This window comes from Alcaligenes faecalis, from assembly GCF_002443155.1.
In the GTDB taxonomy this organism is placed as follows: Bacteria; Pseudomonadota; Gammaproteobacteria; order Burkholderiales; family Burkholderiaceae_B; genus Alcaligenes; species Alcaligenes faecalis.
Map to the genome: position 1 here is coordinate 1,075,355 of NZ_CP023667.1, position 13,437 is coordinate 1,088,791.

Annotated in this window: 13 protein-coding genes; 7 read left to right on the top strand and 6 right to left on the bottom strand. The window is 51.3% G+C overall.

Features of this window, described 5'->3' with window-relative positions:
* Positions 1 to 3 precede the first annotated feature (3 nt).
* Together fliD and CPY64_RS19165 are read right to left on the bottom strand one after the other, a co-directional pair.
* Entirely contained in the window at positions 4 to 1,401 is a 1,398-nt protein-coding gene (fliD, locus tag CPY64_RS04950; protein WP_042487476.1) for a flagellar filament capping protein FliD, read from the bottom strand.
* Positions 1,402 to 1,490: 89 nt separating this feature from the next.
* Positions 1,491 to 1,892: a flagellar protein FlaG gene (locus CPY64_RS19165; RefSeq protein ID WP_226791333.1), complete on the bottom strand. Its 402-nt coding sequence runs from the start codon at positions 1,890 to 1,892 to the stop codon at positions 1,491 to 1,493.
* A gap of 234 nt (positions 1,893 to 2,126) precedes the next feature.
* Between CPY64_RS19165 and CPY64_RS04960 the strand changes: the two genes are divergently transcribed.
* Positions 2,127 to 2,888 (top strand): RNA polymerase sigma factor FliA, encoded by a 762-nt coding sequence (locus tag CPY64_RS04960; RefSeq protein ID WP_042487474.1) that lies wholly within the window; start codon positions 2,127 to 2,129, stop codon positions 2,886 to 2,888.
* A 485-nt stretch (positions 2,889 to 3,373) separates the two neighbouring features.
* Complete coding sequence (locus CPY64_RS04965; RefSeq protein ID WP_042487471.1) at positions 3,374 to 4,342, top strand: flagellin N-terminal helical domain-containing protein; 969 nt, start codon at positions 3,374 to 3,376, stop codon at positions 4,340 to 4,342.
* 115 nt (positions 4,343 to 4,457) lie between these two features.
* Here CPY64_RS04965 and CPY64_RS04970 read toward each other — a convergent pair whose 3' ends face one another.
* Complete coding sequence (locus tag CPY64_RS04970; protein WP_054513296.1) at positions 4,458 to 4,907, bottom strand: hypothetical protein; 450 nt, start codon at positions 4,905 to 4,907, stop codon at positions 4,458 to 4,460.
* A gap of 471 nt (positions 4,908 to 5,378) precedes the next feature.
* Here CPY64_RS04970 and CPY64_RS04975 point away from each other — a divergent pair, with 471 nt between their 5' ends.
* The gene (locus CPY64_RS04975; protein ID WP_042487466.1) at positions 5,379 to 5,990 is read left to right on the top strand and encodes a rolling circle replication-associated protein; all 612 of its coding nucleotides are present in this window, start codon (positions 5,379 to 5,381) and stop codon (positions 5,988 to 5,990) included.
* A 60-nt stretch (positions 5,991 to 6,050) separates the two neighbouring features.
* Here CPY64_RS04975 and CPY64_RS04980 read toward each other — a convergent pair whose 3' ends face one another.
* Both CPY64_RS04980 and CPY64_RS04985 read right to left on the bottom strand, forming a co-directional pair.
* Positions 6,051 to 6,896 carry a hypothetical protein gene (locus CPY64_RS04980; RefSeq protein WP_042487464.1) on the bottom strand — a complete coding sequence of 282 codons (846 nt, stop codon included), beginning with the start codon at positions 6,894 to 6,896 and terminating at the stop codon, positions 6,051 to 6,053.
* Positions 6,897 to 6,924: 28 nt separating this feature from the next.
* Positions 6,925 to 8,181, bottom strand: coding sequence for a site-specific integrase (locus CPY64_RS04985; RefSeq protein ID WP_123794712.1), 1,257 nt, complete (start codon positions 8,179 to 8,181; stop codon positions 6,925 to 6,927).
* A gap of 69 nt (positions 8,182 to 8,250) precedes the next feature.
* Between CPY64_RS04985 and CPY64_RS04990 the strand changes: the two genes are divergently transcribed.
* From CPY64_RS04990 to CPY64_RS05005, 4 genes are all read left to right on the top strand, one after another.
* Entirely contained in the window at positions 8,251 to 8,568 is a 318-nt protein-coding gene (locus CPY64_RS04990; protein ID WP_042487461.1) for a helix-turn-helix domain-containing protein, read from the top strand.
* 252 nt (positions 8,569 to 8,820) lie between these two features.
* Complete coding sequence (locus CPY64_RS04995) at positions 8,821 to 9,996, top strand: FliC/FljB family flagellin (RefSeq protein WP_080723820.1); 1,176 nt, start codon at positions 8,821 to 8,823, stop codon at positions 9,994 to 9,996.
* 121 nt (positions 9,997 to 10,117) lie between these two features.
* Entirely contained in the window at positions 10,118 to 10,306 is a 189-nt protein-coding gene (locus CPY64_RS05000) for a hypothetical protein (protein WP_042487458.1), read from the top strand.
* A 141-nt stretch (positions 10,307 to 10,447) separates the two neighbouring features.
* On the top strand, positions 10,448 to 11,653 hold the full coding sequence (locus tag CPY64_RS05005; protein ID WP_042487456.1) for an alpha/beta hydrolase: 1,206 nt from the start codon (positions 10,448 to 10,450) through the stop codon (positions 11,651 to 11,653).
* 740 nt (positions 11,654 to 12,393) lie between these two features.
* Here the strand turns inward: CPY64_RS05005 and CPY64_RS05010 are convergent.
* On the bottom strand, positions 12,394 to 13,293 hold the full coding sequence (locus CPY64_RS05010) for an Abi family protein (RefSeq protein WP_042487450.1): 900 nt from the start codon (positions 13,291 to 13,293) through the stop codon (positions 12,394 to 12,396).
* Between the last annotated feature and the right edge of the window lie 144 nt (positions 13,294 to 13,437).

Here is a 13,437-nt window from a genome sequence, read left to right on the forward strand (position 1 = left end):
GGTTTATTTATTGCTGTTCATATTGCCCAGCATGGACAGTTGCTGGCTTAGATAGTTGCTGGTGCCTTGCATGCGGTTGATCATCACGTCCAACTGCACGAACTGTTTACGGTAGGCTTCAATCTTGTTGTCAATGCGCTCTGCAGTGGCTAGGGCTTGTTTTTCAAGGTCCTTGCCAATTTTGTCAGCACCTTCAGTGGCATTGTCAATAAAGCCGCCTTTCTTAATGTAATCTTCAGCTGCTGTGTGAATGCGGTTTCCAATAGCGTCTTCGCCAACAAATAGGCGTTGAACATCAGCCATATTGTCTTTTAAAGCAGCGGCCAGTTTTTTATCATCCGTAAGTAGATCGCCTGTTTTGGGGTCTACCGTAATGCCGATAGATGACAGGGTACGCAAATTGCCTTCGTCCGAAACGACGCCCAGGGCAGAGCGCATGCTGGACTGAATACGACGAGGCATGGAGTCGCCGGTTAAGGGCGATCCTTTTTGGTTTTCAATATCGTAAGCCGTCAGTGAACGTATATTGCTGTTAAGGGCGTTATACGCGTCCACAAAGCCTTTAATCGCTTTGGTGGGGATGCTGTCATCACGAGTCACATCCAAGCGGACTGGATCACTGCTTTCCTTGGTGAGCGTAATTTCCAGCCCTTCTACGGTATCTTTAAGCGTATTGCTTTGGCTAATAACGGGAATGCCGTTAACCGTAACTTCCGCGTTCTTGGCTTGGGTAATTTGTGTGATGCTTTGACCTGAAGGGTCTTCGGCTGCCGTGCCAGCGTAAGCCAGTAGCCCGCTGAGCTCATTGTTATCCGTTACAGAAATAGATTGGATGGAGGCCTGTTCCCCCGAGTCTTTGGCGGTCAAAACCAATTTGTGTGGCGCAGTTGCATCCCCGGTGTTGATAATGGTGGCAGTAAGGCCTAGCGTAGGGTCCGCATTAATTTCCTTCATGATGCCTTGCAAGGAAGTGTCCTTGCCGCTCATGTCCAGAGTGTGCTCGTCTCCATTGGCAAGCGTAAACGTAACTTTGCCACCCACGCCTAACGCGGAGTCTCGTTCTGCAACCCCACGGCTCGCTAAAGTATGTTGGGTTGCAAGTTGCGTGACGACAATATTGTATTGTCCGGGAGTGGCTTTATTGTTGCCGGTAGCGCTGATGGCATCGCCAACTGTACTGATTATGACGGCACCATACAGGGTCTCATCGTTCAGTGCTTTAGCGGCTGTTTGCACAGCCGAGACCAATCCCTTGAGTTTCCCATAGGCGGAGATTCGATTGGCATTTTCAGTCTGACGATTTTGAATCGTGCTTAAGGGCACACTCTCTGCCTTGCGCAGGTCTTCCAGCAGCTCGTCCAGCTTCAGACCTGAGCCCACGCCAATTGAAGAAATAGCCATATCAAATACTCCTGTAGTGTCCTATTTTGTCGCGAATGTGCCGCGCGCAAAGCCCATGTCAATGGGAAGTTTCGATGCCAGTTTGGTTGTTAAACCTTCACACTGACGGCGTTGCCCTGCAATTGCACAATCATTTTGGCGATCTGGATAACCGCGTCGGACGGTACGGTACGCAGGACCTCGCCGGTCGTGTTATCCACGATTGAGACCACCAGACGTTGCGCCTCGTCATCCATATTGAAGCGAATGCCGGTGGACCAGGCCTGCAGCGAGTTGTTGATCTGGTCTAGGGTGTCGTCCAGCGAGTTGACCATACCGGGGACCGGTTCGCGTTTGTCGGGCCAGCGTTGCTGCAACTGGGTATCGGTACTGCTTTCCTTGATGGGGGCCACCGTAGTGGCTGCCGACGGGATAGGGGTGCCAGGGTTTTGCTCCACGGGGGAAGCCAGGGGCACCAAGGCCGTCGTTTGAGATGAAACTGAGTTGATCATGACATCACTCCAAAAGGGGCTTGGTGACAGGCCGGGTTCGTGGGGGCTTGGCACCTGTATCGCTCCAATTACGGCACCCCCGCGCGTATCTTTAGGGAAAATTTTCCTTATGGTCCGCTCCAAAGCTTTTTAAAGCCTGAATAAGATGGCGAAAGACTGTTTGATTTGGCGACTGTAGGGCGGACCTGGCAGGCAAAATAGCCCAATCTTTATTGTCCGGATCCGTGCCTGTCCATGCCTCGTTCAGAAGACGTCCTGGTTGAGCAGTACGCCCCATTGGTGCGCCGCCAAGCGCTCCAGCTTGTGTCGCGCCTGCCTCCCAGTGTTGAACTGGATGATCTGATGCAGGCTGGCATGATGGGGTTGCTGGACGCTGTGCGTCGTTATCAGGTGGTGGCTGAAGCCCAGTTCGAGACCTATGCCGTCACCCGGATCCGCGGTGCCATGCTGGATGAGTTGCGTAGCCAGGACTGGCTGCCGCGCAGCGTGCGCACCAAAGCGCGTCAAATTGAAGTGGCGGTCAGCAATCTGCGTCAGGAACTGCTGCGCGAGCCTACCGAGCCCGAAATTGCGGAATTTCTGTCCATGAGCATGGACGATTACTACGAGCTGCTGGACGAAGCGGTCGGGGTGCAGGTGATTCACTACGAAGACCTGAAACGTCATACCGACCCTTCAGCCGATGCCTTGGAGTTTCTGGAAGACAGTACGCGCGAACAGGCTTATTTCGATAACCCCTTGAACCTGCTGACTTCCCAGGGCTTGCGCCAGGCACTGATTACGGCAATCGATCAATTGCCCGAACGCGAAAAACTGTTGTTTGCCCTGCAGTTCGAACAGGACCTGAACCAGAAAGAAATCGCCTTGGTGCTGGGAGTAACCGAAGGGCGTGTATCCCAACTGCGCAGTCAGGCCGTGGCCCGCATCCGTGCCAGCTTGGCGAAAGACCAGTGGGATGCCATTTCTGATAGCGCGGAGTTTCAGGTTTTGTTATAGCGAGTGCGCTCAGGCCTGATGGGCTTATCAGGCGCTGAAGCTCTAGCCCTGGCTCGTATACACACCCCAGCGGCACACTCATATACATAGCAACCCTTTAAGCAGCGCCTGGACCAAGCCAGCCGCTGGCTTAGCAACGCCATGCTGGTCGCTGCCCCTACAGCCAGCGTTTTTGCCTCACGCCTGCCACCGTTCCGCAAGGTCTCGCCCTGAGTTTGGCAGTTAGCCGCTTTAAGAGTTCCCTGTAGCCGCCGTTAACCCAGATGAAGCAAGAGAAGCAGGTAGCAAGCCTGATTTGTAACAAGCAGAAGGTTTTTTGCAGCAAGCCCTAAACCTCTCAGAGCCCTTGCCGTAAACCAGCATGTACAGGAAATACAGGGCCTGCCCAACACCCCGGTGAAGGGCCAGGATTCCACCCGAAACGGGTTTTCCTGGTTAACCGGTAGCCTAGCTGCCGCTGCCTTTCCCTTACAGGAGCATCAAAAATGTCCGTAATCAACACCAACTACCTGGCTCTGGTTTCGCAAAATAACCTGAGCAAGTCGCAAGGCGCCCTGGGTACCGCTATCGAGCGTCTGTCCTCCGGCCTGCGCATCAACAGCGCCAAGGACGACGCTGCTGGTCAAGCAATTGCTAACCGTTTCACGGCCAACATCAAGGGTCTGACTCAGGCTGCTCGTAACGCCAATGATGGTATTTCATTGGCTCAGACCGCCGAAGGCGCGCTCAACGAAATCAACAGCAACCTGCAGCGCGTCCGCGAACTCACAGTTCAGGCTCAAAACGGTACTAACTCTGCGTCTGATATCGATTCGATCCAAGAAGAAGTAAATCAGCGAATCGAAGAGATTGATCGCATTGCGAAGCAAACTAACTTTAACGGTATCAACGTACTGGCAGGGGCCGCTGATGCAACGTTTGATATCCAAGTGGGCGCACTTGATGGTGAGCAAATCTCCATCAGTATCAGCAACCCCACGTTTACCGCACGTGCAGATGCGGACAATGCTGCGACCGGCTGGCTGTTTGACAAAGATGCGAGCATCGATAACACCGATGGGGATGAGCCTCTCAATCTCGTAAATGGTGAAGCACGCACTGTCGCAGCGAAAGGCTTTGATGTCCTGTCTGGCACCGTATCCGCCGCAGATTACGATGCCGGCACTGTAGGCGAGGGATTTGAAGCTCCACTGAAAACAATAGATGCAGCATTGGCAGCAGTCGATTCGCAACGGAGCGATCTGGGTGCGATACAGAATCGTTTCGAGTCGACAATTGCCAACCTGAATAACACAATCAACAACCTGTCCGCCGCTCGTTCGCGTATTGAAGACGCCGACTACGCAGTCGAAGTCTCCAACATGACTCGCGCTCAGATCCTGCAACAGGCTGGTACCTCGGTTCTGGCCCAGGCCAACCAAGTGCCGCAAGGCGTTCTGTCCCTGCTGCGCTAATTCTCAGCCGGTTGGGGATGGGAAACCATCCCCATACAGAACACAAAACCGCCTTTCCTTCGGGATTGGCGGTTTTTGCTATTTGGGATTCAGCAGTAGATGAAGCGTCAGCCGTTCACCGCAAGATCACTTTTTTCTTGATCGGCTTTCCATCGCTTCCCATGACGGTCCGGTATCCATAGAGGCCAGCCGCCTCCAGGGTATTCCTCACGGTATTGTCGCTGACGCTAATACCTTCTTCCCGCATTGCCTTGCCGACCTGACTGGGATTGGCATACAGGCCAGATCGAGCCATATCCTCAATACGTTGCCTCACACCAGCACGTAACGCCTTGCCGTTCCGCTTGGGTGCACGGCTTTTAGGTGGCGGCACGACGGCCACTCCGGTCTCGTTGATATTCTCCTGCACGGAATCCCGCCAGCGATTGTAAGTGCTGCGGGCCAGTCCCACATCCTTACACGCCTGTGTGATCGTCTTTCGCTTGCTCTTGTCGTAGTGGTTGACGGCACTATGGACGGCTTGTACCAGTTGTGTTTTTTCTTCCTGAGATAGCTGCTTGCTCATAAAAAAACTATAACACATATGAGACAAACAGCAGCCTTGATGCCTGTTTTTCCGACTGCATTCGATAAATACCCGGCCACTTCGTTTCCTACGGCTTTTACGCGTGATACCGAGTGGCCTCATCTCATCAGTACGAACTCATTGGCATAGTGCCATGAGGACGCAATTTAACGCGACAGGCGACTTTGTGATCAGGAACGTGGGGTCAGTCGTTCAGGATACTCGTCGGGCATTTGGAAATGCCCTTGGTGAAACTATGCCCAAAATATCTGTAATGAAGATGGTGAAGTGAATCACATACACGAAATCACCACACAGGCAAAACACCAAAGAAAAGACAAAATATCCCTTTAATCAACATTTCCCTCTAACCACTTCATTGAAGGAATGTTGATCACATGACTGACCTAATCCACATATCTCACATCAGTCCGCCCGTAATGGGAACAACAAAACAAATAAAGGACATACATGACTACGCAGCACAACACCCAATCCCCACAGGGAAATACCTCTTCTTGCCTGGATGACATCAGGGCAGCACTCATGCGTGATTTCCATTTCAATACATCGCTTACAGAGCAAGAGAAATCGCGTGTCAAACAACGAGTACAGCACATCCATGAAATCACCCATCGGGAATTCGACTGGCTCGTCACATTAACATTCAAGTATAAGAAGACCGATCACGACGAAGTCGTTCTGCTGGGAAAGAAGTTCTTTGATTTGTTGAGTACGGACCTTTATGGCAAGAGGTCGAAGAAGCGAATAATTCATTTTTCAGCTATTGAGCGACATAAGGATGGGTCTCTTCACATCCATGCCTTGATAAAACAACCCAAGCCCGATAACCCGATTGGGGACAGGGAAGCGCAAGACCTAATTAGGCGGAACTGGTACGACGTGGCAAGCACCAATTTGGATATTACTTCGTCAGGAAATGACTTGGAGAGATATTGGTTCCGACCTATCAACCCGGCTGAACTCTTCCGGGTGGGCAAATATATCACCAAGGACTGCTACCGGTACGACGACACCATCATCTATGACTTGTGTTGCCTGACCGGGCGGAAAGTTGGTTAAAAGCCAATCTTCGAATTTACACAACATTCTGCGAGGCCCGTTCTATGGGCCTCTTTTCCTTCATGTGTATCTGGCTTCAGCCGTCAGTTTCATCAGCTTTTCTTCGTCCACTACATTCAACGTTCCTGGGTGAAGGTATCGGCGGGACCACTCGGCTAGAAGCTGCTTGATGCCCCTTAGCGCAGCCAGAACAAGCTCTTGCTCATCTGCTTCCGGGTTCCGGTCGATGACATCCTTCACGGATGTTCCAAGACACCCGAAGAATTCCAGTTTATTGAAGTAATTCAATATCCCATGGGCATCATTCTTCAGCCGCTCGAAGGTCGCATGCAGGGCACCTGCGTGACGCGTCATGATCGCCGTGTCGGAATCCCGCAGGTACCGTAAGGCCACGACATCCTCAGTGGGTTCCATGATGACGGTACCGGCACCACGCCAATAGATGGGGTTACGGTGCGCTCTCTGCCGATTTCGGAAGCGTTCATACGTGTGGCGGTCTTCCTCTTTCAGGAAATCGTCCTGCTCGGCCTCCAACAGGTAGATGATGACATTCGTGCGAAGCCGGAAGAATCGGACGAACCAGATGTCGTAGTCCAACTTCGCGATGATGTCCGAAAGCCGCTCCTTTCGCTTCTCCACGGCCATTAAGACCTGATAGAAACCATCATCTTCCAACAGCTCAGAAAGCCGCTCGGTGATCTTCACCCGAAGCTTGGAGTGACGATCATACAGGTTTAGTTCGGAGATAATTTCCACACGGTTCTGCTCGGCAATTTCCCGAAAATGGGATTCGAAATGCCCCCAGTGATCGGCCAGCCGATTCGACGTTTTGAACTGCCTGTGGATGGCATTTACGAACCGGTCCACAGCCTGCTTGTAGAGCGCGACAAGGTTTTTGTCCGGCATTCACTCCCCCTTCCTGTTCAAAATCCCTTTACGGCAGAAAGCCCGCATTTCTCATTTCCACTGAAGAGAATGTCGCGGCAATATTCTTCATTCTGCTGTCCAACACTCGGCCAGAAACATTCGACACATAATCGGACACGGAATTGGTGGCTGCCAACAGAGTGTCGTTGCTCAAATGCGCGTACCGCTGGGTGGTCTTCACATTCGAGTGGCCCAGTATTTTCTGAACTTCATAAATGGATCTTCCCTGGTTTACCAGAAAGCTCGCGTAGCTGTGACGTAGGTCATGCAGCCGAACATCCCCAATACCTGCATCCTTCCGGACTCGATTCCATGCATGAAAGATATTGACGTATGGCTGCATCGTCGCGGGATTAAAGAAGATGTAGTCCACACCTGGAACGCGATCAACATTGCGAAGCAGTTGAATTGCGCCAGTGGATAACGGAACGTATCGCGTGATACCGCTCTTGTTGAATTCAATGCGCCAGATTCGGTTCTGAAAATCGATATCGCACCACTTCGCGCCCAACACTTCATTGCGTCGTGCGCCAGTGAGGATCAGCATGACGATGATTTCCTTGATCCTGGGATGGTCAGACCCATCCAGTTCGGCAATCAGTCTGCGTAGTTCTTCATTGCTCAAATACCGGTCGCGCAAATTGTTTTCCCGCAGCTTGCGAACCGCAGAGATCGGATTGGATGCCACACCCTGAATTTCCCACTCCAGAGCACAGCTGAAAGTTCTGTGTGCGACATTCAGCATGCGATTGGTTGACGATGGTTTCAGGCGCTTCTCTTCCCGATGCTGCCGCAACAATTCGATAGCGTGCTGCTTCCTGATTTCGTCCATGTACAGCCCGCCCAAGACAGGCAGGATATGCAGCCGCAATTGCGCCTCATCAACCCGCCAACTACGTTTGTGGGTCTTCATGTAAGGCAGATAGCGCTTCAGGATGAAATCGCGATAGGTCGGGACGGTTCTGCGCTGGTTCTTTTCAACGAAAGGATCGTCACCCAGACTCAGGCGAGCCAGTAGTTCCTTTGCTTTGTTCCTCGCGTCTGCCAATGACATGATTCCTGCATCGGCAAATCTCTTTTCCTTCGTACGGCCATGCGTATCCACATACCGGATGTAGTAGGAACGACGCCCACTGTCCGAAGCCTTGATGAGTAGCCCAGGAAGCCGTGTGTCAAAATAATCGATCCTGCGCTTACCTGTCGGGCACAGCATGGAGTCGACAACTTGTTGGGTCAGTAATGTACGAGGCAGAGGCAGAATCACACAGAACCAATAACGATACTAATAGTATCATTTAATGCATGTTTAGTATAGGACACGATTCAGATTGCAATGACATCAACAGACGATAAAACGCAGACTCGGATTGCCCTGGTAATGCGGTCGGTTCGTTCGGCCCTTGGATATAACCAAGTCCAGTTTGCCGAATTGATCGGCAGCTCCAAGCCCACGATTGCTCGAATCGAAACGCTTGAAATGCCGATGAAGGACGAGCTTTACAGCCGTATGGTCGAACGTCTCGATGAATTCGGTATCAAGATTGATTCCAATCTGGACGGCGTGAGCCTGCATTTTGATGAGCGGGCCATCGCAGTCCTGGAAGGCAGGTTGCACGACACAGCCCTTAGACGGCCCGACCGGAAGAAATAGTCTCTTCCCAAAACAGACACCTTGGGTGCCGTGACGGATCAGAACTAGGTTTGGGCAACGTAGAAAGCCCGTAGAAAACTTGCCGACAAAGACGGCTAACAAGTCATTGATTCTTATCGTACCTGCGTCAAATCTGTACGGTCGGAATCCTCGACTTTCGTCGACAAGCCGTAGTCACAGAGTAGTAATTTCTGGAAATCGGAGTAAAAACCTTGTTTTTCTCATTATTATCAGCGGCTTACGGGGAGCGTTATCAACAGCGCCAAGGATGACGCTGCTGGTCAAGCTATCGCCAACCGCTTCACCGCCAACATCAAGGGTCTGACCCAGGCTACCCGTAACGCCAACGACGGTATCTCCATCGCTCAGACGACTGAAGGCGCGTTGAACGAAGTCAACAACAACCTACAGCGTATCCGTGAACTGACTGTTCAGGCTGCCAACGGCTCGAATTCGAGCGACGACCTGCAGTCCATTCAGAACGAAATTCAAGAGCGACTGAATGAAATCGACCGCGTGTCCAACGAAACCCAGTTCAACGGAAAGTACGTACTGGGCAAGGATGGTGGCAGCCTGACTATTCAAGTTGGTGCTCACGATAACCAGACCATTACCATTGATTTGAAGGAAATCAATGCCAGCACCCTGGGACTGAACGGTTTCTCCGTAGCCAGCTCGCAGCCTAAACTGGGCGAAGCGATCACGGAAGTTGGTGATGGCAGTGGTGCTCCCGCAAAACCCGACTTCGCTGCAGCATTGACCACGTTGAATAGTGAGCTGGGGCTGACTGGTGATAAAGCCTTAACCGCTGATGACGTTAGCCTGCACAACGTGCAAGCTGCTAACGGCGCTCCAACGGGTAAGTACGCCTTGAAAGTCGGTAACGATAGCTATCTGGCAGAAGTTTCTGATACCGGTGCGGTGACTCTGGTGGAAACAGAGGTCGAGATCACTGACAATAGCTTGGCTGCTGGAACTACTGTAGATCTTGGTGACACCTTGATCAAGCTTGCGGTTGATAGCAGCGGCGCAACGGTTGGTACAGTCAACTACCAAGGACAGGCATATCAAACAGCCGCCCTTGATGACACGGCTACCAGCATCACCATCGCTGCTGATGGTACCAGCGCTAATGCGGTTACTGGTGCAGCGACCGCAAACCCCTTGGCAGCACTGGACGACGCTCTGCAACAAGTCGACGACCTCCGCAGCCACCTAGGTGCAATCCAGAACCGTTTCGAGTCCACGATCGCTAATCTGAGCAACACGGTTACCAACCTGTCCGCGGCTCGTTCGCGTATTGAAGACGCCGACTACGCCACCGAAGTCTCCAACATGACTCGTGCGCAGATCCTGCAGCAGGCAGGCACCTCGGTTCTGGCACAAGCCAACCAGGTTCCACAGACTGTGCTGTCGCTGTTGCGTTAATTCGCAAGCTCGGCAAAACTTCCCTGTAGCATTACGGGAAGCAAGTCTGGCAAGACAAGCCGCTCATCCTGGCAACGGGGTGAGCGGTTTTCAGTATCTGGAGTATTCGTGGGGAATAACGATGAATGAAAACGACCACCGCCTTGTCATGACCGAACTCGATACGCTGAAGCAGCAGGTCGCTAGCACTATTCAGAAATTTGAAGCCACCGGCTTTGCCGCCATTTTGAAAGACGACTATGTGGCCTTACATAACCTGGAGCACCGCATCACGGAAATGCATCTGGCGTATACGCACGCAATAGCCTGAACACGGTTGGATTTGTGCTACATGAATCTCCTGAAGCGCAGATTAAGCAGTTCAAAATCGTAATAGGCTATCGTGTACTAACTGAATACCTATCAGTTGACCGAAGTTCACTGTTGTTCTCGATAAAGAGCTGGAACCATTATGAATAAGAATAAGCTAATATTTGAGGAAGGACTCCTTCCCTCCGGGACATATCTTATCAATAAGGACGAGTTCCTATCTGAGTTTTGTAGCGATTCTAAAAAGAATATGGGTCACTATCGGGAATCTGCTCGCTCAGATTTTTATAAGCCGTTTTTAGACATATTTGAATGGGCCGAAGAGGCCGGCGCAACTTCGATCGTTGTTGGCGGATCTTTTATCTCCAAAAAGGAAAATTCCGGAGATATGGATATAGTGATTTTCTTCGCTAAATCATCTCAGGTTCCTCATGGACGAGAAAGATACGATATAAATGGGATCATGCTGAATGTGCAATTATTGGCTGAGGATCAACCATCTATAGCAAAGGCTTATCTCGAATTGCTATCAACAACCAGATTCGGAGTGAAGCACGGTTTGGTACAAATTAAGTTTCATACAACTGTACAGACCCACTATAGCCCCGCAGACTCATCTGAAAACTTGGAGATCGTCAAAGTTGCCTACTTAGGGCGACGTTGGTCCCAGCAACAAACCACAAAAGGAATTCTTGTACCTATACATGGTATCCGGACGCATGCAGAAGAATGGTTACCACGCCTTTGTCTTTCGGCCAGTACGTCGGGGTGGGCTGTGGCACCATATGTGTACGGTTACAGAGGGGCCAATGTACTGCGCACTGAGACCCAAAAGGCAGAAATTGTCGAAGGCTTCCGGAATTGGTTGACGGAGATCCGTAGGCTTTACACCGGTCCCATTTCCATTGTGGCGCACTCCTTTGGAACTTACGTGGTAGGGCGCTATCTCTGTGTGGCAGACGATATATCAGAAAAATTTGATTGCGTCATCCTTTGCGGGTCGATCCTTAACCCCAATTTCAACTGGGATGATCTCCTTGATCGGGCTGTCGTTGGGCAAGTATTAAACACTATTTCAGCTAATGACGAGTGGGTGAAATACCTCCCTGACGGTGGTATACCTTTCCTTGCAAAGGATGCATTGTATGGAAATGCAGGTACGTCTGGCTTCACTTGCAAACATCCCCGGTTTTATGAAATAAGCAGCTCATTACTGACCCACAACAATGTATTTCGGGATGACGTAGTAATGACGCAATGGCTGCCTTTCATGGAGGCGTCCAAGGGAAGTCTCGAGCGAGAAAATTATAAGCTTATGCTGGAACGTATTAAGGCGGAGAGCTTGTGAGTGGGTCAATTAGAGTAGCCTGATTACGAACAGTGGCCTTGTTCAAACCTTGCTTAAGAGATCCTTTTGGTCGAGTGTATTATTGAACTTATGATAAACCGCCGAATTTCACTTGTTCCTCATCCATCCCAGATTCCGACCGTGCTAGGCCCCTAATCCGGTCAACCTCAACTTCACATTTCCCGCAGCATCCACTCTGACTCTTGTCCATCATAGCGTCATGACTACTTCGGCATGACGCTATGTGTTTCTTTCTCGCTCCCTTTCTTTTCTGGCTGTTGCAGCCATGAACGCCGCCCAACTGATTGCCTTTCAGGCTAGTGGCGGTTTTACGCCGTCTGTGCTGGCGGCTACGGCCTGGTGAGGCTGGTGTTGCCCTGGTGCTGTTATGGGGCGTATGGGAGATTCGCACGGTTTATAGCGGCTGGGCCAAATCCATCCATGCTCATCACCCTTATCAGCGCCGGTCATGGCGTAGCCATCGCCAGCGCATCACGCATCCCTGAATTCGGCGGCAGCCGCTGACTTCATTGAAAGCATGCGTGTTTATGAGAGTTATGGGTATGAGGAAGGGGAAGACGATGAGGATGACGGGATGGAAGACAGGCAGAATATTGACGCGATTCAGCTGATGCAGCTGTCTTATGGGGGAGTCTGAACAGGCTGCGGGTGTGAGGTGAGGTTTGAGCTTTCCCGTGTCGTTTCGTAATGGAGCAAATGCGAAACGGCAGACTCACCGCCTATTGCCAGATCGGCAGTTTTTTCCAGTTCGATGGAAATCCCATCGCTGCCACAGGTGCGCGGTGGGATTCAATCAGACTTATCAACCGGCTACGCCAGTTATGGCCGGGAGAAACAACGCCCATGCAGTGCAGCATAATGACTAAAGCGTTATACAACCGGCGAGAGCCCGGCTGAAACTGCGACTTCAAAGTTGCTGGCTTCCCTTTAGGAAGCAGCGGTGTAATTGTGAACTCTCTGTTCCACAAGCGCCCGTGGTGAGCGGAAATGTTTCTCACAAACGCCAAGTGATGCAGCCACGACCCAAATACTTTTTCATCCAGACCATAGATGGAAGCAATGGCTCTGCGAATAGGCATGGGCTTGAGATTCCCGTACCAGCGCGATAACAGCCCCAGAGACATGACTTCGCATACAGCCCAGAGAGGTGGGAGCGCCTCGGAATAAGTCATTTTCAAATGCCTGATGAATACCTCATCAGATCGCTGAACTTCCTTGGTCAACTTGAGAATATTCGACTGCCACCGTCCCGAATCCACCGCAAGAGAAACATCTAGGTGAGAGTGCGGGCCGTGCTGATGTGCAAGCTGGTATGCCCATTGGCTCCGAGCTGATACCTCTATGCGTTCAATTGCATCCATAATCAGCAGACGCAACTCTCGATCAAAGATGTATAGATTAAGTGCATCCTCGAATCGAATACCGGGATGAAACTGATGAGGGTTATGGTTGGCTTCGAAGGGTAGCCAGTAAGCGCTCAGACGGTAATAGTTCAGATGCTGAAGGTAGAACTTGGCCGACTCGGGGTCATCGACTCGCATACCACGCTGACGAAGGATGGCAATTTGCTCATCGTAGTTCGTGGAGGGTTTTGTGAACGAAGGTCGTGGCGTCGTCATGTCTGCTCATGCCAGGGAGTGAGCCTACTAACTCGCGATGCTTGGCCCAAAAAAGTAACCCGCCGGTTTGAGGATACGCTTGCGCGCATAGCCTTGGCGGGTTTTGTTACTTGCATTGTATCGAATTTCAAGGGTCAGGGATAG

Coding starts and splice junctions, on each gene's coding strand:
- fliD (WP_042487476.1), bottom strand. CDS start 1,401: ATGGCTATTTCTTCAATTGGCGTGGGCTCAGGTCTGAAGCTGGACGAG.
- CPY64_RS19165 (WP_226791333.1), bottom strand. CDS start 1,892: ATGATCAACTCAGTTTCATCTCAAACGACGGCCTTGGTGCCCCTGGCT.
- CPY64_RS04960 (WP_042487474.1), top strand. CDS start 2,127: ATGCCTCGTTCAGAAGACGTCCTGGTTGAGCAGTACGCCCCATTGGTG.
- CPY64_RS04965 (WP_042487471.1), top strand. CDS start 3,374: ATGTCCGTAATCAACACCAACTACCTGGCTCTGGTTTCGCAAAATAAC.
- CPY64_RS04970 (WP_054513296.1), bottom strand. CDS start 4,907: ATGAGCAAGCAGCTATCTCAGGAAGAAAAAACACAACTGGTACAAGCC.
- CPY64_RS04975 (WP_042487466.1), top strand. CDS start 5,379: ATGACTACGCAGCACAACACCCAATCCCCACAGGGAAATACCTCTTCT.
- CPY64_RS04980 (WP_042487464.1), bottom strand. CDS start 6,896: ATGCCGGACAAAAACCTTGTCGCGCTCTACAAGCAGGCTGTGGACCGG.
- CPY64_RS04990 (WP_042487461.1), top strand. CDS start 8,251: ATGACATCAACAGACGATAAAACGCAGACTCGGATTGCCCTGGTAATG.
- CPY64_RS05000 (WP_042487458.1), top strand. CDS start 10,118: ATGAATGAAAACGACCACCGCCTTGTCATGACCGAACTCGATACGCTG.
- CPY64_RS05005 (WP_042487456.1), top strand. CDS start 10,448: ATGAATAAGAATAAGCTAATATTTGAGGAAGGACTCCTTCCCTCCGGG.
- CPY64_RS05010 (WP_042487450.1), bottom strand. CDS start 13,293: ATGACGACGCCACGACCTTCGTTCACAAAACCCTCCACGAACTACGAT.